At 71.2% G+C, this 26,870-nt stretch carries 25 protein-coding genes; 12 read left to right on the forward strand and 13 right to left on the reverse strand.

Annotated features, from left to right (window positions below; translation table 11 throughout):
- Positions 1-52: 52 nt before the first annotated feature.
- From hisG to ACFPCV_RS03360, 3 genes are read right to left on the reverse strand one after another with little or no spacing between them, the layout of a single operon-like run.
- The gene (gene hisG, locus ACFPCV_RS03350; protein WP_378054315.1) at positions 53-898 is read right to left on the reverse strand and encodes an ATP phosphoribosyltransferase; all 846 of its coding nucleotides are present in this window, start codon (positions 896-898) and stop codon (positions 53-55) included.
- A gap of 49 nt (positions 899-947) precedes the next feature.
- A complete protein-coding gene (locus ACFPCV_RS03355; RefSeq protein ID WP_184809902.1) occupies positions 948-1,211 on the reverse strand; it encodes a phosphoribosyl-ATP diphosphatase in 264 nt (87 codons plus the stop codon).
- Positions 1,212-1,250: 39 nt separating this feature from the next.
- The gene (locus ACFPCV_RS03360; protein WP_378054318.1) at positions 1,251-1,943 is read right to left on the reverse strand and encodes an HAD family hydrolase; all 693 of its coding nucleotides are present in this window, start codon (positions 1,941-1,943) and stop codon (positions 1,251-1,253) included.
- 52 nt (positions 1,944-1,995) lie between these two features.
- Here ACFPCV_RS03360 and ACFPCV_RS03365 point away from each other — a divergent pair, with 52 nt between their 5' ends.
- Positions 1,996-2,895: a PAC2 family protein gene (locus tag ACFPCV_RS03365; RefSeq protein ID WP_378054320.1), complete on the forward strand. Its 900-nt coding sequence runs from the start codon at positions 1,996-1,998 to the stop codon at positions 2,893-2,895.
- Positions 2,896-2,907: 12 nt separating this feature from the next.
- The gene (locus tag ACFPCV_RS03370) at positions 2,908-4,047 is read left to right on the forward strand and encodes an MFS transporter (protein ID WP_378054322.1); all 1,140 of its coding nucleotides are present in this window, start codon (positions 2,908-2,910) and stop codon (positions 4,045-4,047) included.
- Between the two features lie 137 nt (positions 4,048-4,184).
- Here ACFPCV_RS03370 and mshC read toward each other — a convergent pair whose 3' ends face one another.
- Complete coding sequence (gene mshC, locus ACFPCV_RS03375) at positions 4,185-5,420, reverse strand: cysteine--1-D-myo-inosityl 2-amino-2-deoxy-alpha-D-glucopyranoside ligase (protein ID WP_378054324.1); 1,236 nt, start codon at positions 5,418-5,420, stop codon at positions 4,185-4,187.
- A gap of 130 nt (positions 5,421-5,550) precedes the next feature.
- Here mshC and ACFPCV_RS03380 point away from each other — a divergent pair, with 130 nt between their 5' ends.
- Together ACFPCV_RS03380 and ACFPCV_RS03385 are read left to right on the forward strand one after the other, a co-directional pair.
- Entirely contained in the window at positions 5,551-6,726 is a 1,176-nt protein-coding gene (locus ACFPCV_RS03380; protein WP_378054326.1) for a S8 family peptidase, read from the forward strand.
- Positions 6,727-6,745: 19 nt separating this feature from the next.
- The gene (locus tag ACFPCV_RS03385) at positions 6,746-6,985 is read left to right on the forward strand and encodes a hypothetical protein (protein ID WP_378054328.1); all 240 of its coding nucleotides are present in this window, start codon (positions 6,746-6,748) and stop codon (positions 6,983-6,985) included.
- On the opposite strand, the gene ACFPCV_RS03390 is transcribed toward ACFPCV_RS03385, so the two are convergent.
- Entirely contained in the window at positions 6,971-7,939 is a 969-nt protein-coding gene (locus tag ACFPCV_RS03390; protein WP_378054330.1) for an aldo/keto reductase, read from the reverse strand. The two genes, ACFPCV_RS03385 and ACFPCV_RS03390, sit on opposite strands and share 15 nt — an antisense overlap.
- A gap of 78 nt (positions 7,940-8,017) precedes the next feature.
- Here ACFPCV_RS03390 and ACFPCV_RS03395 point away from each other — a divergent pair, with 78 nt between their 5' ends.
- On the forward strand, positions 8,018-8,668 hold the full coding sequence (locus tag ACFPCV_RS03395; protein ID WP_378054332.1) for a DUF427 domain-containing protein: 651 nt from the start codon (positions 8,018-8,020) through the stop codon (positions 8,666-8,668).
- 150 nt (positions 8,669-8,818) lie between these two features.
- Here ACFPCV_RS03395 and hrpA read toward each other — a convergent pair whose 3' ends face one another.
- The 7 genes from hrpA to ACFPCV_RS03430 all read right to left on the reverse strand — a co-directional run bounded on the left by hrpA (position 8,819) and on the right by ACFPCV_RS03430 (position 17,645).
- A complete protein-coding gene (gene hrpA / locus ACFPCV_RS03400; protein WP_378054334.1) occupies positions 8,819-12,772 on the reverse strand; it encodes an ATP-dependent RNA helicase HrpA in 3,954 nt (1,317 codons plus the stop codon).
- Positions 12,773-12,965: 193 nt separating this feature from the next.
- Positions 12,966-13,592, reverse strand: a complete 627-nt coding sequence (locus ACFPCV_RS03405; RefSeq protein ID WP_378054336.1) for an L-threonylcarbamoyladenylate synthase — start codon at positions 13,590-13,592, stop codon at positions 12,966-12,968.
- Positions 13,593-13,867: 275 nt separating this feature from the next.
- Positions 13,868-14,239, reverse strand: coding sequence for a DUF3037 domain-containing protein (locus tag ACFPCV_RS03410; protein ID WP_378054338.1), 372 nt, complete (start codon positions 14,237-14,239; stop codon positions 13,868-13,870).
- Positions 14,223-15,008: a HipA family kinase gene (locus ACFPCV_RS03415; RefSeq protein WP_378054340.1), complete on the reverse strand. Its 786-nt coding sequence runs from the start codon at positions 15,006-15,008 to the stop codon at positions 14,223-14,225. Before ACFPCV_RS03415 ends, ACFPCV_RS03410 begins: the two co-directional genes overlap by 17 nt.
- 56 nt (positions 15,009-15,064) lie before the next feature.
- A complete protein-coding gene (locus ACFPCV_RS03420; RefSeq protein ID WP_378054342.1) occupies positions 15,065-16,060 on the reverse strand; it encodes a GNAT family N-acetyltransferase in 996 nt (331 codons plus the stop codon).
- Positions 16,057-17,064 (reverse strand): GNAT family N-acetyltransferase, encoded by a 1,008-nt coding sequence (locus ACFPCV_RS03425; RefSeq protein WP_378054344.1) that lies wholly within the window; start codon positions 17,062-17,064, stop codon positions 16,057-16,059. The genes ACFPCV_RS03420 and ACFPCV_RS03425 overlap by 4 nt, the downstream gene beginning before the upstream one ends.
- The gene (locus ACFPCV_RS03430; protein WP_378054346.1) at positions 17,061-17,645 is read right to left on the reverse strand and encodes a hypothetical protein; all 585 of its coding nucleotides are present in this window, start codon (positions 17,643-17,645) and stop codon (positions 17,061-17,063) included. Before ACFPCV_RS03430 ends, ACFPCV_RS03425 begins: the two co-directional genes overlap by 4 nt.
- A 384-nt stretch (positions 17,646-18,029) precedes the next feature.
- On the opposite strand from ACFPCV_RS03430, the gene ACFPCV_RS03435 reads away from it, so the two are divergent.
- From ACFPCV_RS03435 to ACFPCV_RS03465, 7 genes are read left to right on the forward strand one after another with little or no spacing between them, the layout of a single operon-like run.
- Positions 18,030-18,989, forward strand: coding sequence for an NAD-dependent epimerase/dehydratase family protein (locus tag ACFPCV_RS03435; protein WP_378054348.1), 960 nt, complete (start codon positions 18,030-18,032; stop codon positions 18,987-18,989).
- Between the two features lie 10 nt (positions 18,990-18,999).
- Positions 19,000-19,965, forward strand: coding sequence for a glycosyltransferase family 2 protein (locus ACFPCV_RS03440; RefSeq protein ID WP_378054350.1), 966 nt, complete (start codon positions 19,000-19,002; stop codon positions 19,963-19,965).
- A complete protein-coding gene (locus ACFPCV_RS03445; protein ID WP_378054352.1) occupies positions 19,962-21,158 on the forward strand; it encodes an ATP-grasp domain-containing protein in 1,197 nt (398 codons plus the stop codon). The genes ACFPCV_RS03440 and ACFPCV_RS03445 overlap by 4 nt, the downstream gene beginning before the upstream one ends.
- Positions 21,155-22,399, forward strand: coding sequence for a hypothetical protein (locus tag ACFPCV_RS03450; RefSeq protein ID WP_378054354.1), 1,245 nt, complete (start codon positions 21,155-21,157; stop codon positions 22,397-22,399). The genes ACFPCV_RS03445 and ACFPCV_RS03450 overlap by 4 nt, the downstream gene beginning before the upstream one ends.
- Positions 22,400-22,423: 24 nt before the next feature.
- The gene (locus ACFPCV_RS03455) at positions 22,424-24,211 is read left to right on the forward strand and encodes a carbamoyltransferase family protein (protein WP_378054356.1); all 1,788 of its coding nucleotides are present in this window, start codon (positions 22,424-22,426) and stop codon (positions 24,209-24,211) included.
- Complete coding sequence (locus ACFPCV_RS03460; RefSeq protein WP_378054358.1) at positions 24,208-24,885, forward strand: hypothetical protein; 678 nt, start codon at positions 24,208-24,210, stop codon at positions 24,883-24,885. The genes ACFPCV_RS03455 and ACFPCV_RS03460 overlap by 4 nt, the downstream gene beginning before the upstream one ends.
- Positions 24,882-26,075 carry an ATP-grasp domain-containing protein gene (locus ACFPCV_RS03465; RefSeq protein ID WP_378054360.1) on the forward strand — a complete coding sequence of 398 codons (1,194 nt, stop codon included), beginning with the start codon at positions 24,882-24,884 and terminating at the stop codon, positions 26,073-26,075. Before ACFPCV_RS03460 ends, ACFPCV_RS03465 begins: the two co-directional genes overlap by 4 nt.
- A 126-nt stretch (positions 26,076-26,201) precedes the next feature.
- Here ACFPCV_RS03465 and ACFPCV_RS03470 read toward each other — a convergent pair whose 3' ends face one another.
- A complete protein-coding gene (locus ACFPCV_RS03470) occupies positions 26,202-26,720 on the reverse strand; it encodes a hypothetical protein (RefSeq protein WP_378054361.1) in 519 nt (172 codons plus the stop codon).
- Positions 26,721-26,870 lie beyond the last annotated feature (150 nt).

A 26,870-nucleotide genomic window follows, 5' to 3' on the forward strand; every position in this document is an offset into this window, starting at 1 on the left:
AAGGCGTCGTTCAGGGCATGGCACGCGCGCCTGGTGGTCGGCGGGCTGGTGCTCAGAGGCGGCAGGAGCGGATGTCTGACGCCAGCACTGCTCGTGCGCCGAGGGCTGCCAGGCGGTCCATGACCGCGTTGGCTTCCTTGCGCGAGACCATTGCCCGGACAGCTACCCATTCGGGGGATGCCAGCGGTGCCACCGTCGGGGACTCCAGGCCGGGGGTGACCGTGATGGCCTCGTCCAGGAGTGTCTTCGGGCAGTCGTAGTCGAGCATCATGTACTGCTGCGCGAACACCACGCCCTGCAGGCGGCCCGCGAGCTGTTCCTTCGCCGCCGAGTCGGGTGCGTTCGTGCCGTGGACCAGCACCCCCTCGGATTCGCAGATCGGGTCACCGAACACCGTCAGGTTGTGCTGGCGGAGGGTGCGGCCCGAGTCGACCACGTCGGCCACCGCGTCCGCGACGCCCAGCTGGACCGAGATCTCGACCGCACCGTCCAGGCGGATGACCGTGGCCTTGATGCCGCGGGCCGCGAGGTCCCGCTTGACCAGGTTCGGGTACGACGTGGCGAGGCGCTTGCCCTCCAGGTCACCGACCTTCCAGTCGGTGCCCGCCGGGGCGGCGTACCGGAACGTCGAGGCGCCGAAACCCAGCTTGAGGCGCTCGGCGACCGGGGCACCGGACTCCAGTGCCTGGTCACGGCCGGTGATGCCGAGGTCCAGCTCGCCGGAACCCACGTAGATGGGGATGTCCTTCGGGCGCAGGAAGAAGAACTCGACGTCGTTCGCCGGGTCGAGCACGGTCAGGTCGCGCTGGTCGTGGCGCTTCCGGTAGCCCGCCTCCGACAGCATCTCGGCGGCGGGCGCGGCCAGCGCACCCTTGTTCGGCACGGCAACCCGCAGCATGGGCGTGCTCAACTCCTCAGCAGTGGTGTTCGCTCCGGCAAGGTTCCGCTCAGAGGTGCCGGTAGACGTCGTCGAGGGTGAGGCCGCGGCCCAGCATCAGCACCTGCACGCGGTACAGCAACTGGGACACCTCCTCGGCAAGGCGCTCGTCGGACTCGTGTTCGGCGGCGATCCACACCTCGCCTGCCTCTTCGAGCACCTTCTTGCCCTGCGCGTGCACCCCGGCGTCGAGCGCGGCGACGGTGCCGGAGCCCTCGGGACGGTTGACCGCCCGGTCGCGGAGTTCGGCGAACAGCTCGTCGAACGTTTTCACGATGATGATCCTGCCATCTCCGGCCAAGCCACTTTCGGGTCAGCCCACCAGCGCCGTGAGATCGGCCACGGTGAGGCCCTCCAGCGACGTCCTGAACACGCGGCGCTCCCCCTCGTCGACGGCCACCTCACAGGGCACCACCAGCACCGTCGCGCCCGCGGCCACCGCGGCGGACACACCGGTCGGCGAGTCCTCGACCGCGACGCAGCGGGCCGGGTCCACCGACAGCAGGCGGCACGCCTTCAGGTAGGGCTCCGGCAGCGGCTTGTTCCTGCCGTCGACCTCGTCGCCACAGACGGCCACGTCGAAGTTGTCCCTGCCGATCGTGTCGAGCGCGATCTCGACCAGGTCGCGTTCGGTCGAGGTGACCAGCGCGGTCGGCAGCCCCGCCGCGCGCACCATGGCCAGGGCAGCCGCCGCGCCTGGGCGCCACGGCAGGTCACCGCGGAACACCTCGGCCATCCTGCGGTCGATCCACGCCGCGCTGTCCGCCACCTGCTCCGGTGCCGGGTCGGCGATCCCGACCTCGGCGTACAGCAGGCGCACCGTCACCATCACGTTGGTGCCGACCATCGCCTGCCTGGTCGCCGAGGACAGCTGACCACCGAGTTTCTCGGTCAGCTCGTACAGCGGGACGTCCCAGAGCTTCTCCGAGTCGAGGATGGTCCCGTCCAGGTCCCACAGGACCGCGGCCGGGGGGTGCGGGGACCTCGGATCGGTCTTCGCTGGCATGTCGACCAGCCTACGATCTCCGGCTGACGCCCCTGGGTCGTAGGCTTGCCCGGTGACCGATCCGGACCAGCAGCCGACAGCACCCGACGTCCAAGCCGACGAGCCGCTCGTCGAGCCAGTGATGATCTGTGCCTTCGAAGGGTGGAACGACGCGGGGGACGCCGCGACGGCTGCCATCGAACACCTGCAGCTGACCTGGGAGGCCAACGCGCTTTCCGAGGTCGACCCGGACGACTACTACGACTTCCAGGTCACGCGCCCCACCGTCCGCATGGTCGACGGGGTGACGCGCCGGGTCGAGTGGCCGACCACGCGGCTGTCGGTGTGCAGGCCGCCGGGAGCGACCAGAGACGTCGTCCTCATGCACGGCATCGAGCCGAACATGCGCTGGCGCAAGTTCTGCTCCGAGCTGCTGGAGCAGATCGACGAGCTGGGCATCAGCACCGTGATCACGCTCGGCGCGCTGCTCGCCGACACGCCGCACACCCGGCCCGTCCCGGTGACCGGCACCGCCTACGACGCGGCGTCCGCCGCCCAGTTCGGCCTGGAACGCTCCCGCTACGAGGGGCCGACCGGCATCGTCGGCGTGCTCCAGGACGCGTGTGTGCAGGCGGGGGTCCCCGCGATCTCCATCTGGGCCGCGGTGCCGCACTACGTGTCGCAGCCGCCGTCGCCCAAGGCCACGCTCGCGTTGCTGCACCGCGTCGAGGAGGTCCTGGACATCGAGGTCCCGCTCGGTGACCTGCCGGACCAGGCCGAGGAGTGGCAGCGCACGGTCAGCGAGATGGCCGAGGAGGACGAGGACGTCCGCAACTACGTCCGCGCGCTCGAGGAGCGCGGCGACGCGGACCTGGCGCTGAACGAGACCAGCGGCGACGCCATCGCCGCCGAGTTCGAACGCTACCTGCGGCGCCGCAGGCCGGGCCCCGGCCGGGGCCAGTCCGGCGTCTGACCCGGTGACCGCTTGATCGAACGCGACCGGATCACGCGTGCGGGCCTGCACGCGGGCGGGTTCCTGGGACCGTTCGGCGGCGGCGTCACCGCCTCGATGCTGCCGGAGCTCGGCCACGACTTCGGCGTCTCCACGTCGGCGGCCTCGGCCACCATCACGGCCTACCTGGTGCCGTTCGCCGCGCTGATGCTGTTCTCCGGCACGCTCGGCGCACGGTGGGGCAGGCGCCGCAGCGTGCTGGGCGCGTACCTGGTGTCGTTCGTGGGCTCCGTGCTCTGCGTGGTGGCGACCGCGTACCCGTTGTTGCTGGTGGGCCGGGGCGTGCAGGGCATCGCGAACGCGTTCACCACTCCCCTGCTGCTGGCGACGCTCGCCGCGACCACACCGCGCGCCCGGCTGTCGCGGACGCTCGGGATGTTCGCGGCGCTGCAGGCTGCGGGCCAGACGAGCGGGCCGCTGGTCGGCGGGCTGGCCGCGGAGGCGACGTGGCGGCTGGCGTTCATCGTCGTCGGGGTGGCGGCGGTGGTGCTGGCGCTGATCGGGGTGCCGCACGAGGACCGGGGTGGCGCCGCCCCGGAGACGCCGCGGTTGCGCACGGCGTGGCGGCCGGAGGTGCTGCGGGCAGCGGCGGTGGCGCTGGTGGGCTGGGGCTGCCTCGGGGGGCTGACGTTCCTGGTCGCGTACCGCGCCGACGACGGTTTCGGTCTGACCTCGGGTCAGCGTGGGCTGCTGCTGACCGGTTTCGGCGTGGTCGGGATGCTCACGGCGGGGCTCGCCGGCCGGATCGTCGAACGCATCGGCGGCCGCAGGGGCGCGCTGATCGGGGCGATGGCGGGTGCGGTGCCGGTGGCGCTGATCGGCGTGGTGCCGTGGGTGGGCGTGGTGGGTGCGTTGTGGGCGCTGAGCGGCTTCTGCGCGCAGTTCGTCCAGGTCGGTCTCAATACGCTTGTACTGACTAGCGACGACAACCCCGCGGGGGCGGTGTCGGTCGTACAGGCGTTCCGGTTCATCGGCGCCGCGGCGGCACCACTCGCGTTCACCCCCGTCTACCACCAGTCGGTGCTGCTCGGCTTCGGGATCCCGGCGGTGCTGCTGCTGGTGACGGCACCGGCGGCACTGCTGAGGCGCGGTCGTGCGCCGGTCCGACGGTGATCGGAACGCTCGATCCGATGATCGCCGCCATCGCTTCGGCACGCGATCTGCCGCTGTACCCCCGGAACGCCGGTGACATGGTGACGGTCGTCGAGGTCTGAGACGGTGGCCCCGGGGACCGGGGCCACCGTCTGTGCTCAGAGCAGGACGCCGAGCAGGGCGTCCACCGCGGCACGCACCTGCGCTCCGCTGTCCGCGGAACCGCCGGACGAGAGGGCCTCGTCCGCCCACGCGTCGACCGCGGCCAGTGCGGCCGGGGTGTCCAGGTCGTTCGACAGGTGGTTGCGCAGCCGCGCCACCAGGTCCTCCGCGGGCGGTGCGGCGGGTAGCGACACCGCGGTACGCCACCGCGCGAGCCGCGTCTGTGCCGTCGCCAGCACCTCGTCGGTCCACGCCCGGTCCGCGCGGTAGTGCCCGGAGAGCAGGCCGAGCCGGATCGCCATCGGGTCGACCCGGTCCGCGCGCAGTCGCGACACGAACACGAGGTTCCCGCGCGACTTGGACATCTTCTCGCCGTCGAGGCCGATCATGCCGGCGTGCGCGTAGTGCCGGGCGAACGGCGGCTCACCGGTCAGCGCCTCGGCGTGGGCCGCGCTGAACTCGTGGTGCGGGAAGATCAGGTCCGAGCCGCCGCCCTGCAGGTCGAAGCCCATGCCGAGCCGGTTCAGGGCGATGACGCTGCATTCGACGTGCCAACCGGGGCGGCCCGCACCCAGCTCGCTCTCCCAGCTCGGTTCACCCGGCCGGGCGGCACGCCACAACAGCGCGTCGAGCGGGTGCCGCTTGCCGGGACGGTCGGGGTCACCACCGCGCTCGGCGAAGAACGTGGCCATCTCGTCCGCCGAGTAGTGCGAAACGGCGCCGAACCGGCCGGAAGCCAGGTGCGAGTAGTAGATGTCCGGGTACTCCTGGTCGTCGACGCGGTAGGCGATGCCGTCGGCCAGCAGCTTCGCGACGGCCTCCACGATCTCCGGGATCGACTCGACCGCGCCGGGGAAGTCCCTCGGCGGCAGCACCCGCAGCGCCGTCATGTCCTCGCGGAACAGTGCCGTCTCCCGCATTGCCAGCACGACCCAGTCGTCCTGGTCCCGCTCGGCGCGCTCCAGCAGCGGGTCGTCCACGTCGGTGACGTTCTGCACGTAGTGCACCTCGTGCCCGTTGTCGAGCCACAGCCGGTGCACCAGGTCGAACGCGAGGTAGGTCGCCGCGTGCCCGAGGTGGGTGGCGTCGTACGGGGTGATGCCGCAGACGTACATGGTCGCGGTCGGACCGGGTGCCGTCGGGCGGATCTCGCGCGCCGCGGTGTCGTACAGCCGCAGCGGGCGGGCGGTGCCGGGAACGCGGGGCACCGGGGTGGATGGCCAGCTCTGCATACGTCCGACCCTAAACGTCCGGTGCGGGGAGCCCGGCACGGACGGATCATGTGACGCCCGTTACACCGCGTCAGCGGGTTGCGACGTACCAGGTACGCGAGCCGAGCGAAACGAGAAGAAGGTGGCGGCCATGACAGCGGCTGCAGACGGGACAACGGGACGGTATCTCGTCCTGCTCGAAGACGACTGGACCGACGCGACGAACGAGCTGAACCGGGTGGCGGGCATCCGCACCGCGGACACGGCCGACGGCGAGGCCGCCGCGCTGTGGGAGGCGGACGGCCTGCTGATGCACGAACTGGGCGTCGCGCTGGTCAGCGCCGACGAGAACCAGGTGACGGCACTCGCACAGGCCGTGGACGCGCCGGGCCCGATCGCGCTGATCGAACCGGAGCGCTACGTCGAGGCCATCGAACCGACCGCACCGGTGACCGACAGCGAGCCCCAAGCGGTCGACGAGACGGTGTTCACATGGGGCCTGCAGGTCACGGGCGCCCCGAACAGCACGGCGACCGGCGAAGGCGTCCGGGTGGCCGTGCTGGACACCGGGTTCGACCTGGAGCACCCGGACTTCGCGGACCGGACCGTGATGTCCGAGTCGTTCGTCCAGGGCGAGGAGGCGCAGGACGGCCATGGGCACGGCACGCACTGTGTCGGCACGTCCTGCGGGCCGCGCGAGCCGGGGAACGGTCCCGGCTACGGCGTGGCGTACAAGTCGGAGATCTATGTGGGCAAGGTGCTGAGCAACCAAGGTTCCGGCGCGGACGGCGGCATCCTGTCCGGCATCGACTGGGCGATGAAGAACGGCTGCGCGGTGGTTTCCATGTCGCTCGGTGCGCCGACCCAGCCGGGGCAGGCCTACTCCCGCACGTTCGAACGGGTCGCGACCAGGGCGCTGGAGAAGGGCACGTTGATCATCGCGGCCGCGGGCAACGAGAGCGACCGGCGGAGCGACCGGATCAACCCGGTCGGCCACCCCGCGAACTGCCCGTCGATCATGGCGGTCAGCGCGATCGACGCCGCGACGCGGATGGCGTGGTTCTCGTGCGGGACGGTGGACGTCACCGGCGCCATCGACCTCACCGGGCCGGGGTTCGACGTGTACTCCAGCTGGCCGCTGCCGCTGCGGTACAAGACGATCTCCGGCACCAGCATGGCGACACCGCACGCGGCCGGGATCGCGGCGCTCGTCGCGCAGGCGACCGGAGCACGTGGGCTGGAGCTGTGGGCCCGGTTGTCGCAGTTCGCGCGGCGGCTGCCTTTGCCGTGCACCGACGTTGGGGCAGGATTGATGCAAGCGCCCTGACAGATCTCTGGGAGGCCTGGTGGCGGACGAGCAGGTGGTCATCTCGGTGGCCGACGACCAGGTCGACGACATGTCCGCCGTGGTGGACGCGCTGCGGGCCGCCGGTCTGCGGGTGAGCGAGGTGCTGGACAGCGCGGGAGTCGTGACCGGCAGGGTCGACAGGGAGGCACTGGCCTCCCTGTCGACCGTGCCGGGGGTCGTCGACGTGGAACGGTCCCGGGTGCACCAGGTGCCGCCGCCCGACTCACCCGTGCAGTAGACCCGCGATCTCGGTCATCTGTTCCGCACGCAGTGGACCGTGCGCGAGCGCGCCCGCGTTGTCCCGCGCCTGGGCGGCGGAGCGGAAGCCGGGGATCGGGATGGTCCGCTCGCTGCGTGCCCACACCCACGCCAGCGCGCCCTGTGCGAGGGTGCGCCCGTCGCTGGTGAGGATGTCGCGCAGGCCCGCCACGGTGGCCGCCCACCGCGGGGCCGGCACGCCGTCGGCGAAGAACCGCAGCCACTCCGGTGCGGCCGAGCGGATGTCCGCTCCGGTCGCGGGCCTGCTCCTGTCGCGGCGGCCGAGCAGCCCCATGGCGAGCGGGGTGCGGTCGACGCTCGCCAGGCCGTGCCGCTCGCACAGGTCGATGAGCTCAGGCGCGTCGTGCAGCACGGACAGCTCGTGCTGCACGGCGACGTAGCCCGGCCTGCCCACCCAGGCCGCCGCGCGTTCCTGGTCGTCGGTGCTCCAGCCGAACCCGAGGACGAGTCCCTCCTTCACCATGTCCGCCGCGGCGTCGGCGAGCGCTTCCGCTTCCGCGACCGACGGGCTGGTGTGCAGCTGGTAGAGGTCGAGGTGGTCGGTGCCGAGCCGGGTGAGCGTGGCCCGGATGGCCGTGCGCATGTACTCGACGGTGTTGTCGGCGCCGGTGAGCACCTTCGTGTCCTCGTCGAACAGGTTGCCCCACTTGGAGGCGATCACCACCTCGTCGCGGCGGTTGCCCAGCGCCCGCCCCAGGACCCGCTCGCTGCGGCCGGCACCGTAGACGTCGGCGGTGTCGAAGAAGGTGACGCCGAGGTCGAGCGCGGCGTGGATGGCGGCGATCGACTCGTCGTCGTCGACCTCGCCCCAGCCGAGTGGTTTCCCGTCGGTGTCGGAGAAGGGGCCGCCGATGGCCCAGCACCCGAAGCCGAGTGCGCTGACCTCGCGGTCCCCCAGTCGTCGTGTTCTCATGGCTGACCATCGTGCTACCTGGAGCGCGCTCCAGGTCCATAGTGGTTTCTGAGCGGAGCGAACATCGGGAGGCTGCCTGTGCGCAGGGAAGTGAGCCAGAAGCGGGTGCGGGTGTACGCGGGTGGCCGGCTGGTCGCCGACAGCACGGCGCCGGTCCTGGTGTGGGAGGTGCCGTACTACCCGACGTACTACCTGCCGGCGTCGGACGTCCTCGCGACGGTGACACCGGACGGGGATCTCGTGGCCGGTGCCGTGACCGTGCCGGGGGCGGCGCGCCGCGTGGACGACCTGGTGCGGCTGGAGTTCTCGGCCATGGACGAGTGGCTGGAGGAGGACGAGCCGATCTACGTGCACCCGCGCGACCCGTACAAGCGGGTGGACGTCCTCGCCAGCTCGCGGCACGTGGAGGTGCGCGTCGACGGGGAGACCGTCGCGTCGTCACGGCAGCCGAGGATCCTGTTCGAGACGTCGCTGCCGCCGAGGTACTACCTGCCGCTGCCGGACGTGCGGACGGACCTGCTGCGCCCGTCGCCGACCACCACGTCCTGCCCGTACAAGGGGACCGCGTCGTACTGGAGCGTCGGCGACCACGAGGACGTCGTGTGGATCTACCGCACGCCGTTGCCGGAGAGCCAGAAGATCGCGGGCCTGGCGTGCTTCTACAACGAGAAGGTGGACCTGTACGTCGACGGCGAACCGCAGCAGCGACCGAAGACGCCGTTCAGCTAGCGTGCGGTCCGCCGATGGTTGGCGGGTCGAGACCAACACGCAGCCGCCGCGTTCACGGCACAACCAGTGCCGTGCATGGACCGTTCACGACGTCAACCCGACCAGCAGACACCTGCCAGCGAGGACCAACCCACGGAATCAGTCAGCTGATCAGGGGTATCCCAGTGCCTCGTCGATGGCTCGGTAGATGCGTTTCTCCGAGACCGGGTACGCGGTCTTGAGGGTCTGCGCGAAGTAGCTGATGCGCAGCTCCTCGATCATCCACCGCACCTCGCGCAGCTTCGGGTCGTCCTGGCCGAGCTGGGAGCGGGCCTCCTCGTAGGCCTCCCACACGCCCTGCACGGCGTACGCCCAGTCGGCGTCGCGGGCCGGGCGTTCCGGGAGTTTGTCCAGGCGCCGCAGGATGCCGCCGAGGTAGCGTTCCACATCGGGCAGGTGGCGGTAACCGGTGGCTGTCACGAAACCGTTGAACACCAGCGCGTTCCGTTGTGCGTGCATGTCGGCCACCGACTCGGCGAACACCTTGCCCGTCATCCTCGACAGGGCCGCGTCCAGGCTCGCGTTCACGGTGAGCGCGCTCCTGGTCCTGGCCAGCACGTCGTACAGGGCGTCGTGCAGGTCCGCTCTCACCCTGTCGCACAGGGACCTGAAGGCGGCGGCTGTCCACACCGGACCGCCCGCGACGGTGATCAGGTGGTCCGCCGCGCAGTTGAGGCAGTCCTCCAGCAGGCCGGGCACGCTGCCGTGCGGGTTGGCCGACAGTGCCAGCTTCGCGGCGTTGTCCAGGCGGCGCACCACCTGCTTCACCGGGGACGGCACCGTCAGCAGCACCAGCCGCCGCGTGCCACGCCACATGGCCGACGCCTGTTCGCGCTGGTTGTCGAACAGGCGGACGGCGACCGAGGTGCCTTCGTCGACCAGGGCCGGGTACGCCGTCACCTGCTGGCCGGCCCGGCGCAACGACACACCGCGAGGCAGTTCGCCCGCCCCGTCGCCGAGGTCCCACGACGTGAGGCCGGACCGCGTGATGCCCTCGGCGCCCGTCGACAGCGACTCGCGCACCCGGTCCGCCAGCTCCCGCTTCAGCGCGCCGAGGTCCTTGCCCTCGATGATCGGCCTGCCGTCGGACTCCTCCACCACCTGGAACGTGGTCTTCAGGTGCTGCGGCACCTGGTCGAGCTGCCACGCGTCCGGCGGCACGACCACACCGGTCAGTTCCCGCAGTAGCGCGGCGACGTCGTCGACCGTCGGATCGGGGCCCAGCCGGGCGAGCACGGCGGCCACGTGGTCGGGCACCGGCACGAAGTTCCGGCGCACCGGCTTGGGCAGCGACCGGATCAACGCCGTCACCAGTTCGCCGCGCATGCCGGGCACCTGCCACGGCAGACCGTCCGCGCGCACCCGGTTCAGCAGCGGCAGCGGCACCTGCACGGTCACGCCGTCGGTGGCCTCACCCGGCTCGAACCGGTAGGTCAGGGGCAGCCGGACGTCGCCGGTGCGGATGACGTCCGGGAAGTCCTCGACGCTGACCCCGACCTCCGGGTTCACCAGCAGGTCGCGGGTGAACGTCAGCAGGTCCGGCTGCGACTCCCTGGTCTTCTTCCACCAGGTGTCGAAGTGCCGCCCGGACACGACGTCCTGGCCGACCCGTTCGTCGTAGAACGCGAACAGCGTCTCCTCGTCGACGACGATGTCCCGCCGCCGTGCCTTGTGTTCCAGCTCCTCGGCCTCGGCGAGCAGTTCGGCGTTGCGCCTGAGGAACTTGTGCCTGTTCTCCCACTCCCCGGCCACCAGCGCGTGCCGGATGAACAGCTCACGCGCCACCGGCGGGTCGATCCGGCCGTAGTTCACCGACCGGTCCACCACGATCGGCACGCCGAGCAGCGTCACCCGCTCGGTGGCCATCACCGCGCCGCGTTTCTTCTCCCAGCGCGGCTCGCTGTGGTTGCGGCGCACGAGGTGCCCGGCGAGCGGCTCGATCCACTCCGGTTCGATCCTCGCGACGATCCGGCCCCACAGGCGGGTCGTCTCGACCAGCTCCGCGGCCATGATCCAGCGCGGCTGCTTCTTGAACAGGGCGGAACCGGGGAAGATGCCGAACCGCGCGTTGCGGGCACCGAGGTAGTCGTGCTTGGCCCCGTCCTTCGTGTCCTTCAGGCCGATGTGCGACAGCAGGCCCGCGAGCAGCGACATGTGCACCTGCTTGGCGGTGGCAGGCGAGGTGTTCGGCAGGACGTCGAGGCTCTTGGTCATCTGCTTCAGCTGGCCCGCCACGTCCTGCCACTCCCGCACCCGCAGGTAGTTCAGGTACTCGGCGCGGCACAGCTTGCGGAACCGGTTCGCCGAAAGGTCGCGTTTCTGTTCGGTGAGGTAGTCCCAGAGCTTGAGGTAGGACATGAAGTCCGACTCCGGGTCCCGGAAGCGGGCGTGCTGCTGGTCGGCCTGGGTCTGCTTGTCGGCTGGCCGCTCGCGGGGGTCCTGGATGGACAGCGCGGCGGCGATGATCGTGACCTCGCTGACGCAGCCGTTCCTGTCCGCCTCGAGGACCATGCGGGCGAGGCGCGGGTCGACCGGAAGGCGGGACAGCTTGCGCCCCAACGGGGTCAGCCGCGGTGTGGTGTCCTTCGTGGACGTGTCCAGCGCGCCGAGCTCGTGCAGCAGGTTCATGCCGTCGGTGATGTGGCGGCGGTCCGGCGGCTCGACGAACGGGAACTCCGCGATGTCACCGAGGTCGGCGGCGGCCATCTGCAGGATGACCGACGCGAGGTTGGTCCGCAGGATCTCCGGGTCGGTGAACTCGGGTCGCGCGTCGAAGTCGTCCTCGGCGTAGAGCCGGACGCAGATGCCGTCGGAGGTGCGGCCGCAGCGGCCCTTGCGCTGGTTCGCCGACGCCTGCGAGATCTTCTCGATCGGCAGCCGCTGGACCTTCAACCGGTTGCTGTACCGGGAGATCCGGGCGAAGCCGGGGTCGATGACATACTTGATGCCGGGCACGGTCAGTGACGTTTCCGCCACGTTCGTGGCGAGCACGACGCGGCGCCCGCGATGTCGCTGGAACACCCGGCGCTGTTCGCCCGCGGACAGCCGCGCGTACAGCGGCAGGATCTCCAGACCCGGTTTGTCCAGCGCCACCAGCGCGTCCGTGGTGTCGCGGATCTCCCGTTCGCCGGAGAGGAACACGAGGATGTCGCCGGGCCCCTCCGTCGACAGCTCGTCGACGGCGTCGAGGATCGCCTGCGTCTGGTCACGGTCCGGATCGGCGTCGGGGTTGTCGGGGTCGACGATCGGGCGATAGCGGACCTCGACCGGGTACGTCCGGCCGGAGACCTCGACGATCGGCGCGTCACCGCTGTGTTGACCCCGGGGGGACGACCCCCCGAGCCCCCCGAAATGCCGCGAGAAGCGCTCCGGGTCGATCGTGGCCGAGGTGATGATCACCTTGAGGTCGGGGCGGCGCGGCAGGAGGCGCTTGAGGTAGCCGAGGATGAAGTCGATGTTGAGGCTGCGCTCGTGTGCCTCGTCGATGATCAGCGTGTCGTACTGGCGCAGCATCCGGTCGGACTGCAGCTCGGCGAGCAGGATGCCGTCGGTCATCAGCTTGACGTTGGTCCTGTCGCCGACCTGGTCGGTGAACCGGACCTTCCAGCCGACAGCGTCACCGAGCTTGACGTCCAGCTCTTCGGAGATGCGTTCCGCGACGGTGCGCGCGGCGATCCGGCGCGGCTGGGTGTGCCCGATCAGGCCACGCACGCCGCGGCCGAGCTCGAGGCAGATCTTCGGCAGCTGGGTGGTCTTGCCGGAGCCGGTCTCCCCGGCCACGATCACGACCTGGTGCTCCTCGATCGCCTTGCGGATGTCGTCGCGCCGCTGGCTGATCGGCAGCTCGGCCGGGTAGGTGATCTTCGGCACGGACGCGGCGCGGGCGGCCACGCGCGCCTCGGCCCTGTCGATCTCCTTGGCGATCTCCTCGGCCCGCGCGGCCCTGGTCTCGGCGTCCTTGATCTTCCCGAGCCCGTCGACGCGGCGGCGCAGGCGGCGCTCGTCCCGGATCATCAGGTCGGACAGGCGCGCACGCAGGTCATGGGTGCGGGTGGGCGTACTCATCTCGTTACGAGCTTAACGACGGGTACCAGCGAATTGTTTCCCCGGGCTGGTCCGCCTGCCCGGATCACCAGTGCCGGTCCCGACCCGGCGACACCCGCGGACCGCGGGCGGTTGGTGGCCCGGCGCCCTCACGGTCCCCTGAGGCAACTGCCGACCAGGCCCATACTCCGCCCAAGGATCCCCAGGACGCGCTCTAGCCCAGGCCGAACCTGGCCAGGTCGCCTGCGCCCTCTCGAATGACCTCGGCCTCGTCGTCGGAGAAGTCGATGACCGTGGTCGGCTCGGTGCCGCAGTCGCCGGAGTCGATCACGGCGTCGACGACGTGGTCGAGGGCTTCCTTGATCTCCCAGCCCTGCGTCATCGGCTCCTCCTCACCCGGCAGGAGCAGCGTGCTCGACAGCAGCGGCTCCCCCAGCTCGGCGAGGATGGCCTGCGTGGCCACGTGGTCCGGGATGCGCACGCCGACGGTCTTCTTCTTGGCGTGCATGAGCCTGCGCGGCACCTCCTTCGTCGCCGGGAGGATGAACGTGTACGGGCCCGGCGTGGACGCCTTCACCGCGCGGAACACCGTGTTGCTGAGGTAGACGAACTGCCCGAGCTGCGCGAAGTCGTGACACACGAGCGTGAAGTGGTGCCGGTCGTCGAGCTGCCGGATCGCCCGGATCCGCTCCAGGCCCTCCTTGTTGCCGAACTGGCACCCCAGCGCGAAGCAGGAGTCGGTCGGGTACGCGATCAGCCCGCCGGACCGCACCAGGTCGACGATCTGCCCGACCGAGCGCCGCTGCGGGTTGTCCGGATGCACGTCGAAGTACTTCGCCACCCGCGCGAGCTTAGTGGTCAGAATCGGAAGTCCTTCGTGGGTATCGGCGGATCCAGGTTTTCGCTGGGCGTGCGGCCGGAAGGTCCTCGTACTGGTTGTACTCGGGCCTTGCGGCCGTACGTCCAGCGGGAAGCTGGGCCGTCGAGACCCCGAAGGACTTCCGATTCTGACCACTTAGGGCGGTCACCGTTCCGCACACCTGTTCACACGCCGACGCCGGTCCAGGGGCCGGCCGCGGGGCCGCTCACCTCGGCAAGCCGGCGGCAGACGTCCTGTCAGAGGTGGACCTGTGTGCGGACCAGGCGGTCCAGTTCCGCCGCCGGGTCGTCGGTCAGGCCGGTGTGGGCCGGGGAGGTCTGCAGGATCGTGCTGCGGGGGGCGGTCAGCCAGCGGAACCGTTGCCCGACGCTGGTGCCCGACATGGGGCCGGTGCCTTCGCAGGCCTGGCACATCGAGCGGAGGGCGGCGTCGAGGGTTTCCAGGTCCAGGACCGGGTCCAGGGCGCGGAGGCGGTCGTGGTCGACGGCCACCGCGCAGCGGAGGTACCGCAGCGGGGCGCAGTAGACGATCGCGCCCACGTTCATGAACTCGCCGCGTTCCTGGCGGGGCACGGCACGTACGAGGACGTACTCAAACACGTGCGGCACGGGTCTCCTCCAGTGCGGCGACCCAGTCGGGTGCGTCGGCGAGGCGCGCCGCGAAGTATGCCGCATACGCGTCGCGGACCTCCGCCGGTGAGCCGAGCGTGGGGTCCAGCCACTCGTCCGGGACCAGTTCGAGGACCTCGCGCACCAGGCCGGGGGTCACCCGCGGGCGCAGCGCGGCGTCGGCGTCGGCGATCGAGGCCGCCACCGGCATCATCACGTGATCGGCGGCGTCGTAGCGGTACGTCGGCGCCGGCTGCCAGCCGGGCAGCCAGCGGTGGTGGAAGATCAGCGAAGCGCCGTGGTCGATGAGCCACACCTGTCGGTGCCAGAGCAGCATGTTCGGGTTGCGCCAGCTGCGGTCGACGTTGAGCACGAGCGTGTCCAGCCACACCAGCCGCGCCGCCAGCTCACCGCCGGGGTCGCGGACGTGCGGGTTGAAGTCGAACGAGCCGGGCAGGTAGTCGACCCCCAGGTTCTGGCCGGGGCTTGCCCGCAGCAGGTCCTGGATCTCCTCGTCCGGCTCCGCGCGGGACAGCTCCGGGTCCAGGTCGACCAGCACCAGCTCCGGCACCCGGAACCCGAGCCGCCGCGCCAGCTCGCCGACGATGATCTCCGCTGTCAGCGCCTTCAGGCCTTGGCCCGCGCCGCGGAACTTGAGTACGTACATGCCGAGGTCGTCCGCCTCGACGAGACCGGGGAGCGAGCCGCCCTCCCGGAACGGCGTCACGTAGCGGGTGGCCGCGACGGTACGCAGGCTGTGCTGATCCACGTCCGCATGATGGCAGGTCAGGCCCCGGTGCTCACACCGGCTTTCCAGCCCGGCCGCTATCGGATCGCCGCCGCGTACTGCGGTACCAGCTCCCCGCGCAGCGACGACTTGAGCTCCGGTTTGCCCCTGCCGACGATCACGCCCTCCTTGCCGGTCCGGTGGGCGTACTCCACCATGAGGCGGTAGTGGTCCAGGTACAGGTTGGGGCGGTCCGGCCGGGTGGCCGGGCGCGCCGACCAGTGCCGGGTGACCGGCCACCTCGGGTGGTCGAGGACGGTCACGAACGCCTCCAGCTCACCTGTCCCCTCGGCGCGGTAGGCCCCCACCACGACGTCCGGCTGGCGCAGCAGCGCGGTCAGGTAGCCGGTGGTCTGCTGGAGCGGGGCCAGCCTGCCAGCGTACTTCTGCTCGTTGTGGCGCAGCACCCGCGCGACCTCCAGCGGGTCGAGCTCGGCGCCGGGGACCACCTCGGCGGTCAGCGTCCCGTCCTGCTCGACCGCGCGGACGATCTGGCGCATGTTCTGCCTGCGCTTGCGTTTCATGCCCGCCATCCAGTCCGCCACCGACGACCACGCCGACACGCGCAGGATCGCCAGCGACTCCGTCGGGCGGGACACGCAGCGGCCCATCGCCGTGACCTCGTCGGCGGTGAGCTGGCGCAGCAGCGCACCACCGCAGCCGATGCCCAGCGCGCGGCGCATGGCGCTCATGTAGTCGCGGAGGAACTCGCCGGTCGGCAGGCCGTCCGACCACCAGCCCGGCACCGACCCGGAGCCGGGGTTGCGCACGTGCAGGCCGCCGAGGAGACGCGCCCGGCCGGCGCCGACGAAACCGTTGCGACGCACCGGCAGCCCCGCCCAGTTCGCGAACACGACGCCGTCCGCGGCCGGCCCGTTGCGCAGGACCGCCACGAACAGCGGCGTCCTGGCCGTCCATGCCTGCGCGGCCAGCACGTCCCACGCCCAGTCCGCACGCAGCGCCGCCCGCGCCCGTAGCCCACGCCAGTAGGGCGGTTCCCGGTCGTGGCGCGGATCCAGCACCTCCCAGCTCATCGGCCCACCAGCGGTCCCGGCACACCGACGACGCACATCGGGCGGGCACCGAAGCCAAGGGATCCCTTCTCCGTGGACTTCCCCCGGCCCGCGGACAGTTCCTTGCGGCCGCCCGCGATCACGTGCCGGATCGCCCTGGCGTGGCAGTCGAAGTAGAGGTGCCCCCGGTCCTCCCGGCTCGCCCAGAACTGGAGTATCGGGGTCACCGGATGGTCGAGGTAGGTGCTGAACGCGAGCACTTGACCGTCCACATCGGAGTAGGTGAGCGTGTGGACGTCCGGCCGCCGCACCACTTCCGCCAGGTACGCGCCCGCGACCGGGGTGCGCGGGTCGAACGGCTGCCTGCCGAACTTCGCCCGGTGCGTGCGCAGCATCCCGGCCAGCGCAACACCGTCCACATCGGTCCGGCCGGGACCGAAGCGCACCACCAGCGACGGGTCGGCCGCGACGAGACGGTCGACGCGGCGGATGTTCTTGCGCCGGTTGCGGGACAGGCTCGCCAGCCATTCGTCCTCGTCGGCGAACGTGTTCTCCAGCACGGACGCCGCCGGGGTCACCCGGCGCACCAACCGCCCGCGACCGGACACCAGCGGCGCGAGCGACACGGGGACGTTCCGGTAGACCAACCCGGCGAGCAGCGGACCGACGTGCGCCCGCACCCCGCGCTCCAGCGCGCGCACCACGTCCTGGTCGCCGGACGGCACGAAGAAACCCTCACCGCCCAGCCACGGCTGGTACACCTGGGCGATCTTCGGGACGAGGCGGTGCGTGCGCGACGGCGCGTACCGGTCACCACGACCGGGCACGCACACCAGAACGGCCATCGCACCGATGATCTCGTCACCCGACCGGGCCACCGCCAGCAGCGGCGGATTGCGGGACAGCCAAGCCTCCATCCCCAGCAGGCCGTACTCCCACGGCGGGTAGAGGTGTTGACGCGTCACGAAATCGGACCAACCGGACGGCGGCGGGTCGTGGCGGGGATCGTGGACGGAGACGGTCACGGCAACACCACCGGCGTCCCGTGGCGCGGGCAGCGGCCGAGGGTGGCGGGCCCGGCCACGATGTCGACGAGGCACGGCGAACGCTGCCCCAGCACCGTGACCGCGAGCCCGGCGTCGGTTTCCCGCGCGTACACCCGGGGCCAGTCCAAATGCCATCGTCCACACTGCCGCAACGTGCCGAGAAACCCCAGCAGTGGATCATGAAGAAGGCCGTACGGTCCGCCGTCGAGTTCCGTGATCGTCCTGCGGGGCACGACGTCGAGCCGGACCGCGAGTTCCTCAGGCAATTCGGCGACCAGTTCCGCGAGTCGCTTGTCGTCACCGACGGCGAGCACCGGCGCGTCGCGTCCCAGCGCGACGGTCAGCGCGCGCCACGCGCTCTCGGTGGGGCCCGTCGCGAGATCGAGGACACAGCCGGTGACTCCGCGTGGCAGGTCCGTCGGCGGCAGTACGTCCGCTTTGTCCAGTACGGCGACGAACGCCCCGTCCGGCAAGGAGAAGCGCGCCGACAACGCGGGCCCGAGCCCGCGGAGCAACTGGACCGTCGCCGTACCGCCGGCCAGTGGAACAAGGTCGGCCAACCGGCGTAACGTGTCTTCGTACTGAATCGCTCCACTGTGGACCCCGAGGCGCCCCGGCACCACTACGGGGTCCGTCCGACCCGACAGTGCCCACCGTTCGCGGTAGAGCGGGACAGTGCGAAACGCGGACGCGACTTTTCGCCGGTAAGCCATCCGCCACCAGGGCTCGACGTTCACGAGCGGGCAGTGTGCCATCCGTTTGCCCTGACCGGTCGAATCGCGTCACGGTGCGGCCGAACGTCGCAGTAACGCGGATCCGTCACTGAACTGAACGGCCGAATTACGGGAGGTGAACTGCCTTTCGATCGCCACGCCTGCTAGGAACTTGTCCGCGTGCCAGCACCCACGGCACATCCGCAGCGGGACGGGATCGGAGATCCATCGATGAAGGTTGGCGTCACGGGGGGTAACGGCTTCATCGGCCGTTACGTGTGCGAGGAGCTCATCAGCAGGGGCCACGAGCCGCTCGTGTTCGACCACCACAGCAGAACCGCAGGTCAGGACCACCCGGTGATGCTCGGCGACATCCGGGACGCGACGGCGATGGTGGAGCTCGCCGCGCACTGCGACGGCATCATCCACCTGGCCGCGGTGCTCGGCACCCAGGAGACGATCCGCAATCCCCGGCCCGCCGCGGAAACGAATCTCGTCGGCGGACTGAATTTCCTCGAGGCGGTCGCGCAATACGATCTTCCCGGCGTCAACATCGCGGTCGGCAATCACTGGATGAACAACAGTTATTCGATCTCCAAGTCGGCGGTCGAACGTTTTGTGCACATGTTCAACGCCGACCGGGGAACACGCGTTAACAATGTCCGCGTGGTCAACGCCTACGGCCCGAGGCAGCTGGCCGCCGCACCCTTCGGCTCCGGCAAGGTGCGCAAGATCACCCCCGCTGTCATCTGCCGCGCGCTCGCGGGCTGGCCCGTCGAACTGTACGGCGGCGGCCGCCAGATCTCCGACATGGTGTGGGTCGGCGACGTCGCCCGCGCGCTCGTGGCCGCGCTCGAGGTCGCGGCCCGCGGCGAGGTGCTCGACCGCGTGGTGGAGGTCGGCCCGCACGAGTCGACGAGCATCCGGTCGGTGGCCGAGCTGATCATCGAGCTGTGCGTCGAGCGCGGCTACTCCCCCGTGCCCATCGAGGACCTGCCGATGCGACCGGGCGAGCAGGCCGGCGCGGTCGTCACCGCCGACCCGGAAACACTGCACGCGGTCGGCATCGACCCGGTGTCGATGGTGTCGCTGCGCGAAGGCATGGCCAGGACGGTCGACTGGTTCATCGAGCACGAGGGCATCCACTGGTCGGTCCCGGAAGGCGAACAGCTCGTCCGCACGGCCAACTAGGGCGGCGCACATGTCCGGTCCGGTCAGCACGGGCGTGACCGCGGTGGTGCCCTGTTTCAACGAGGCGGACAACGTCGAGCACGCGTACCGGGAGATCGTCACCGAGCTCTCCGAGATCGACCTCGAGGTGCTGTTCGTCGACGACGGCAGCTCCGACGACACGCTGGAGAAGGTCCGCGCGCTCGCGCGGACCGACCCGCGCGTGCAGTACCTGTCGTTCACCCGCAACTTCGGCTTCGAGGCGGCGTTCTCGGCCGGCTACCGGTACGCGAGCAGGCCGTGGGTCCTGCACGTCGACGCGGACGTGCAGTTCCCGGTCGCCGAGGCGCACAAGCTCGTCGCGGCCGCGGAAGCCGGTCAGGACGCGGTGTTCGGCGTCCGCGAGACGCGGCACGACCCGGTCGTGCGGCGGGTCGGCGCCCGGTTCTACCACTTCGTGGCGCGACGGGTGCTCGGTATCGAGATCCCGCCCGGCGCGACGACCTTCCGGCTCGTGCGTACCGAACTGGCCCGCACGATCGTGGACCTCCGCCTCGGCACGCCGTACTTCCTCGCCACCGTCCCCCGGCTGACCAACCGGTACTCGACGGTGCCGGTCGCGCACCGGGCGCGGCAGCGCGGCGGGTCCAAGCTGAACTTCCGCTGGCTCGTGGGGCACGCGATGGGACTGTTCGTCGGCTTCTCCAACCGGATGGCGACGGTCGCGGCGCTGCTCGCCCTGTTCGCGGCCGCGGTCGCCGGGCTCGGCGCGGTCGGCGCGGCCGTCGGTCTGCTGAGGACGGACGTGGTCGCGACCGTGGTGCTCGGTGTGCTGCTCGCGGTGCTCGGCGTGCTGGCGGTGGCGGTCCGCTACCTCGTCGCCGTCGGCGCGGGACAGGCGAGACCGGCGCTGTTCTACGTGCGGGAGGCGACGGTGCCGGTCGACCCGGCCGACCAGCTGATGGCGGAACCGACCACCGAGGAGGCCCGGTCGTGACGGCTCTTGTGGTTCTCGGCGCGGCCGACGGCGCGGTGCCGACCTACCAGCGGGCCGCGAAGCTGGGCTACCGCACGATCTGCGTGGACATCCAGCCCGGCGCGCCCGGGGTCCCCTACGCCGACGAGTACCTGCACATCAGCACCCGCGCGCCGGAACAGGTGGCGGCCGCGCTCGCAGGCAGGAAGGACATCGTCGGTGTGCTCGCCCCGGCGAGCGACATCGCGCTGCCCTCCCAGCGGTGGCTCGCGCGCCACTGGGGGCTGCCCGACCCGGTCTCCGAGCAGGCCGTGCTGGCCTCTGCGGACAAGTCGGTGTTCCGGCAGGTGTGCGAACGGCTCGGGTTCCCCGTCTACGGCGCGGTCGCGGGCACGGTCAACTCCGGGCTGCGGGACGCGGCGCTGCGGCTGCGGTTCCCCACGCTCGTGAAACCGGTGGACAGCACGGGCAGCCGAGGGGTCGTGCCGTGCGGCGAACCGGGTGGGCTGACGGCCGCGATCCGGGCCGCGATCGAACACTCGCCGTCGGGGCGGGTGGTCGTCGAGGAACACGTCACCGGCGAGCACCTCACGGTGGAGGCGGTCGTGTCGGCGGGCCGGGTGGTGTTCCACGCGGTGAGCGCGCGGACGCTGACCGCGCCGCCGTACTTCATCACCGCGGCCCAGCTGCTGCCCGCGGACCTGCCGCAGGAGACCGACCGCAGGCTCGTCGCCATGCTCGACGAGCTGTGCGCCGAGCTCGGCTATGTCAGCGGGCCGCTGAACCTGGACGTGGTGCACACGCCGGACGGGCAGCTTTACCTCGTCGAGATGGGTGCGCGGACCGGCGGCAACGGGCTCGCCGAGCTGATCGAGACGATGTGCGGGGTCGACACGCTGTCGGCGTCGATCGCGCTGGCGGTCGGGGACCCGGTGGTCGTGACCCCGCGCACGCCACGACCGGTGATGCTGCGGGTCATCGCGGCGGACCGGCCGGGCACCCTGGCCGCCGTCCACGGCATCCGGCAGGTCACGGCGCTGCCCGAGGTGGTGGACCTGCGGCTGTTCGCGCAGCCGGGCGACCAGGTGCGGCCCTACACGCAGGCCGCGCACAAGGTCGGCTATGTCGTGCTGTCCGCCGCGACCAGCGGCGCACTGCTGGCCGCGGCCGCGGTGGTGGACCGGACGTTGCGGGTCGAGTTGGCCACGCCATGACGCTCGCGTCCACGGCGCCGCCGAGGCTGTCGGTGATGGTGCGCCTCGCGGCGGGCCGCGGGGTGTTCCGGCTGACGAGCCAGCTGATGGCGGTGGCGCTCGCCGTGGTGTGGGGTGCGGAGTCGTTCGGCCAGTTCGCCAACGCCATGGGGTTGTGCGCGTGGCTGCTGTTCGTGCCGACGGCGGCGGAGAAGGCCGCGCTGAAGGTGCTGCCCCGCATGCGTTTCCTCACCGCGCACGTGGCCAGGCTGGTGGTCCGGCTCGCGGCGGTGCCCGTGCTGGCGCTGGTCGCGGCGTTCGTGGTCGCGGTGGTCGCCAGTCCGCACGGGACGGTCACGCTGTACCTCGTCACGGCCGCGTGGTCGGCGGCGGGCGGGCTGCTGATGACCGTGTCCGGCCTGCACCGCCTGCGGGGCAGGCCGATGCTCGACGCGGCCGCGTTCGGCGCGATGACCGCGGTGGTGCTCGCGGGCACCGCGGTCACCTGGGTCACGGGCTGGTCGCCGACCGCGCACCTGTCGCTGCTGCTCGTCGGGCTGCTGGCCGTCACCGGCTACTCCCTCGCCGCGCTCCCCCGCGACTGGGTGCTCGGCGCCGGGAGCGACCGGCGGCTGCTGCCCGCGCTCGGGCGCAGCACGTGGCTGCTGGGGCTGTCCGAACTGCTCGACGTGGCCGCGCTGTCCACTGTGTACCTGGTGCTGGCGCTCACCGGGCGCACCACCGACAGCGGACCGATGTACCTCGCGGTGCTGGTGGCGAGCATGGTGGGCTCGCTGGCGCTGTACCAGCTGAAGCTGTACCAGCCTGCGACGTCGGCCCGGCTGCGCGGCACCGGTGGCGCGGGCGGGCGGGCCCGCACGTTCCGGCTGCTGCGCACCGCGGAACGCGGCGGGCTCGCGTTCGCGGTGATCGTCGCCGTGCTGGCAGCGTTCCCCGGCACGAGGGCCGTGCTGACCGCCGAGTCCTACACCGTGCTCGGCGCCATCCTCGCCGTCGAGGTCGCGGTGTCCACGCTGGTCATCTACGCGAACTTCCTGCTGGAGAACACGAACAGCAGCGTGCTCACGCTGACCTCGGCCGCCGCCGTCGTCGGGCTGGCCGCCACCGCGCTGATCGCGCTCGCGGTCGTGCCGTGGCTCGGCGTGGCCGGTGGCCTCACCGCGCTCGTCCTCGCCGCCGCCGTCAAGGCGGGCACCCTGCGCAGGCTGCTGCTGCGCAGGCACCCCGAACTCCATCCGTAACACGAGAAGAACAGCGGAGCCACCATGTACGTACTCGGTATCAGCCGCCACCACGACGCCGCCGCGGCGCTGGTGCGCGACGGCGAGATCGTCGCCTTCGCCGAGCAGGAGCGGTTCAGCAGGGCCAAGCACGACGGCCGCTTCCCGACCGACGCCATCCGGTTCTGCCTCGAGCAGGGCGGCATCACGCTGGCCGATGTCGACCACGTGGCGTACTTCTGGCAGCGCTGGCGCGAACCGCTGCACGCGGCGAAGGTGTTCGCCAGGTACTTCCCCGCGACGCTCGAGGTGTTCCGCAACGAGGGCGATCAGGGCGCCAGGGCGTCCGGGCTGGTCGAGACGTTCCGCACCGGCGGCAAGGGCGTCGACAACTTCCACGTCGGCGGCGCGGTCCTCGGGCACGTCAAGCGCGGCTACACCCTCGGCCGGGACGTGCGGGAGGCACTCGGGTTCACCGGGCAGGTCAAGTACAAGGTCCACCTGGTCGACCACCACCGCGCGCACGCCGCGAGCACGTTCTTCATCTCGCCATGGGACGAGGCCGCGATCCTGACACTGGACGGCATCGGCAGCGACGGCACCAGCACGTTCCTCGCGGTCGGCAAGGGTGACCGGATCACCGACCTGCGGCGGTTCAAGTTCCCGCACTCGCTCGGCGCCATGTACGCCGGGGTCACCAACTACCTCGGGTTCTACCCGACGATGGACGAGGGCAAGGTGATGGGCCTTGCCCCGTTCGGCAGGGACACCTACGTCGAGCAGTTCAAGGACCTGGTGTATCTCGCCGACGACGGCGGCTACGAGCTGAACCTCGACTGGTTCCGCCACCACACGTCCGGCCGCCACCTCATGTCCCAGAAGTTCATCGACCTGTTCGGTCCGCCGCGCGAGCGCACGAAGGTCACCGCGGACAACCCGATCTCCCAGCACTACATGGACATCGCGTACGCGCTGCAGGTGCGGCTCGAGGAGGTGGGCCTGCACCTCGCGCGGTGGCTGCACGACAGGACCGGGCTCACGAAGCTGTGCGTCGCCGGTGGCGTGGCGCTGAACTCGGTGATGAACGGCCGGATCTTCCTCGAGACGCCGTTCGAGGACTTCTTCGCCCAGCCCGCTGCCGCCGACGACGGTTCGTCGCTCGGCGCAGCGCTCGCGGTCAGCGTCGGCAAGTACGGCAGGCCCCGGCCGGTCGACGGGTTCATGTACACCGGCCCGGAGTTCGCCGAGGAGCGGATGGAGCAGGCGCTGCAGGACGCGGGCCTGGCGTACCGGCGGGTCGACGACATCGCGGCGCACACCGCGAAGCGGATCGCCGACGGGCTGATCGTCGGTTGGTTCCAGGGCCGGATGGAGTGCGGGCCGAGGGCGCTGGGCAACCGGTCGCTGCTCGCGGACCCGCGCGACCCCGAGTCGAAGACCCGGATGAACGAGAAGGTCAAGCACCGGGAGGCGTTCCGGCCGTTCGCACCGTCGTGCCTCGTCGAGCGGGCCGGCGACTACTTCGCGAGCGGCTACCCGTCTGCGGTGATGCTGCTGGTGTTCGACGTGCTGGCGGACAAGCGCGACGTGGTGCCCGCGATCACGCACGTGGACGGCACCGCCCGCGTGCAGACCGTGAGCCGCGACGACAACCCGCTGTACTGGGACATGATCTCGCACTTCGAGAAGCTGACCGGCGTGCCGATGGTGCTCAACACGTCGTTCAACGACAACAACGAACCGATCGTGTGCACCCCGGAGGACGCGGTCGCGTGCTTCCGCAAGACCGACGTGGACGCGCTGGCGCTCGGCCCGTTCTGGGTGGAGAAGTGACCACGACGACCGGGCCGACGACCGGGCCAACGGTGCTGCACCGGCTCTACGCGGCACGGCGGTGGCTGTGGCTCGCGGCCGCGGTCCCGGCCGCCGTACTCGCCGGGCTGATCATGGTGGTGCTGCCGCCGGACCAGACGCTCGACAACCTCGCGGAGTGGCTGTTCAAGCTGAGCCCGTTCCTGTTCGCGGTCGCCGCGGTCGCCGTGTTCCCCCGCGGCCGCTTCGGGCCCGCGCTGGTGGTGCTCGGGGTGCTCGTGTACATGGGTTACCTGGACACCGCGCTGATCCTGCGGATCCTCGAGTACCGGGCCGACGGCCAGTTCTCCGTGGTGTACCAGTTCCAGCTGTTCGTCGTCACCTACATCGTCCTGTTCGGGCTGCTCGCGTTCCGGCTCGGCGGCGCGCGCGCCGCGACGGTGCTGAAGGTCGGCGCGGCCTGCGTGCTGATCGTGATCTCCGGGCTCAACGACCTCGGGTTCTGGGTCATGAACGACTGGGGCGCCGCCGGCCGTCCGTCCACACTGGAATGGGCGTCGCACATCATCGTGTTCACCGGCGGGCCACCGAGCGTCCCGACGGCGGTGGTGTTCCTGCTGATCCACTTCGCGCTCGCGGCCGCCGTGCTGGCGGCCCCGGTGGAGCGGTGGGTCGACCGGCGGCTCGGGCGGTGAGCACGCTGGTGGTCCTCGGTGCGGCCGACGGTTCGCTGTCGACCTACCGGACCGCCGGCGCACTGGGGTACCGCACGATCTGCGTCGACCGGTCGCCGACCGCGCCAGGGGTGCGCCTCGCCGACGAGTTCCTCCCGCTGTCGACCCGCGACACCGACGCGATCGCGGCCGCGCTCGCCGGCCGTGACGACCTGGCCGGCGCGCTGGCCCCGTCCACCGACATCGCGCTGCCGACGCTGCTCGCGCTGACCGAACGGCTCGGGCTGCCGGTCACGATGACGCGGGAGGCGGCGGGCGCGTCGCTCGACAAGCGGCACTTCCGCCGGGTCTGCGAGGAGCTGGGCTTCCCGGTGTACCGCTGGCGCGCGGTGACCGGCGCGACCGACTGGGAGTGGCGCGGCCCGGCCGTGGTGAAACCGGCCGACGCCCAGAGCGGTCGCGGTGTCACCCGCTGCGCGGACGAGTCGATGCTGGCCACCGCGGTCGCCACCGCACGCGGGCTGTCCTACGGCGGCGGCGTTGTCGTCGAGGACGAGGTGACGGGCACCCACTGCGGGTGCGAGTGCGTGCTGTCGGACGGCGAGGTGGCGTTCCTCGCGCTCACCGAGAGGACGCTGTCCCCGCCGCCGCGTGCCGTCACGACCGCGCACCTGATGCCTGCCGACGTCCCGGCGAGGACCCGCAGCGCGGTGGTGACGATGGTCGAGCGGCTGTGCGCGCGGCTGCGGTACCGGACCGGCCCGCTGAACCTGGACCTCGTGGTGGCGCGGGACGGCGAGCCGTACCTGATCGAGATGGGCGCGCGCACCAGCGGCAACGGGCTCGACGAGCTGGTGCGGCACTGCCACGGCGTGGACACGATCGCCGCGTCCGTGGCGGCGGCCGTGCGCGCGCCGGTCACGGTCACCCCGCACGCGCCGCGGCCGACGCTGTGGCAGGCGCTGTCGAGCGACCGCGCGGGCAGGCTCACCGCGGTCCACGGCCTCCCCTCGGCACTGGCCATGCCGGAGGTCGTGGCCGTGCGGCTGTTCGCCGAGCCCGGCGACGAGGTCCGCGCACACGACAACGTGGCGAACAAACTGGGGTACGCGGTCCTGACCGCCCCGACCACGGCCGGACTGCGTACCGCAGCGGAACGCCTGGCACGAACGCTCGTGTTCGAGGTGGCGCCGATGGCGTCCCCCGCGTGATCTCTCCGGGTCGGTGGGCGGCCCCGGCTCGACCGGGACGAGACGGAGCGGCCCACCGGACCACGTGAGCGCGGCAATTGTTCCGCCACGGCGGAACAGACACCGGCGTCGGTTCGACAGCGTTCGTCACCTGCCGCCGGGCGGTGCGCACCGCCCGGCGCCGAACCGTTCCAGCGCGTCCGCGCCGTGGACGGCGGCGAGGAACTCCCGCCCCCGGTCCTCCGCGACCGGGCGCAGGTGCGGCATGACCGGGTTGTCGACGACCACGGTGCGGTTGGCGCGGAACTCGTAGGCGCGGATGGGCGTGGTGAGGCTCAGGTTCACCACGGTGTGGGGCCAGCCCTTCTGGATGGGGAGCACGTCGCCGCGGTGCTGTACCGCCTCGAACTCCAGGTTCTCGCCGAACAGGGTCAGGGCGCCCTCGTCGCCGCAGTCGTAGACGAGCACGATGACGTCGGTTTCCACGTGCCGGTGCGGGTTCGCGATGAACCCGCCCGGCACGTCCAGCCCGCCTGCACACAGGTCCATGCCCGGCGTGTTGCCGTTGTCGCGGCCGTCGACCAACGGCCGGATCCGGTGCCCCTGGGGGGTGAGCACCGGGTCGATCGACTCAAAAGGGATCGCGGTGGGAGGTTTCTTCGTCATGGGCATTCCTCTCGGTCGGGGCGCCCCGGTGCCCACAGCGTGGAGCTCCCCGGCGACCTTGGGAAGGGAATGTGATGTGACGGAGTAGACATGTTTGCGAAAATTCATCAAGGCGTCTTCGCGGCATCAGCGCACGCGCGACCTGCCCCG

Source organism: Actinophytocola glycyrrhizae, assembly GCF_042653545.1.
GTDB lineage: Bacteria > Actinomycetota > Actinomycetes > Mycobacteriales > Pseudonocardiaceae > Actinophytocola > Actinophytocola glycyrrhizae.

Bases quoted from the DNA above. Each gene is read 5' to 3' on its own strand.
- ACFPCV_RS03450 (WP_378054354.1), top strand. From the start codon at position 21,155: ATGACGCTCGCGTCCACGGCGCCGCCGAGGCTGTCGGTGATGGTGCGC.
- ACFPCV_RS03380 (WP_378054326.1), top strand. From the start codon at position 5,551: ATGACAGCGGCTGCAGACGGGACAACGGGACGGTATCTCGTCCTGCTC.
- ACFPCV_RS03435 (WP_378054348.1), top strand. From the start codon at position 18,030: ATGAAGGTTGGCGTCACGGGGGGTAACGGCTTCATCGGCCGTTACGTG.
- ACFPCV_RS03360 (WP_378054318.1), bottom strand. From the start codon at position 1,943: ATGCCAGCGAAGACCGATCCGAGGTCCCCGCACCCCCCGGCCGCGGTC.
- ACFPCV_RS03470 (WP_378054361.1), bottom strand. From the start codon at position 26,720: ATGACGAAGAAACCTCCCACCGCGATCCCTTTTGAGTCGATCGACCCG.
- ACFPCV_RS03420 (WP_378054342.1), bottom strand. From the start codon at position 16,060: ATGAGCTGGGAGGTGCTGGATCCGCGCCACGACCGGGAACCGCCCTAC.
- mshC (WP_378054324.1), bottom strand. From the start codon at position 5,420: ATGCAGAGCTGGCCATCCACCCCGGTGCCCCGCGTTCCCGGCACCGCC.
- ACFPCV_RS03440 (WP_378054350.1), top strand. From the start codon at position 19,000: ATGTCCGGTCCGGTCAGCACGGGCGTGACCGCGGTGGTGCCCTGTTTC.
- hisG (WP_378054315.1), bottom strand. From the start codon at position 898: ATGCTGCGGGTTGCCGTGCCGAACAAGGGTGCGCTGGCCGCGCCCGCC.
- hrpA (WP_378054334.1), bottom strand. From the start codon at position 12,772: ATGAGTACGCCCACCCGCACCCATGACCTGCGTGCGCGCCTGTCCGAC.
- ACFPCV_RS03455 (WP_378054356.1), top strand. From the start codon at position 22,424: ATGTACGTACTCGGTATCAGCCGCCACCACGACGCCGCCGCGGCGCTG.
- ACFPCV_RS03390 (WP_378054330.1), bottom strand. From the start codon at position 7,939: ATGAGAACACGACGACTGGGGGACCGCGAGGTCAGCGCACTCGGCTTC.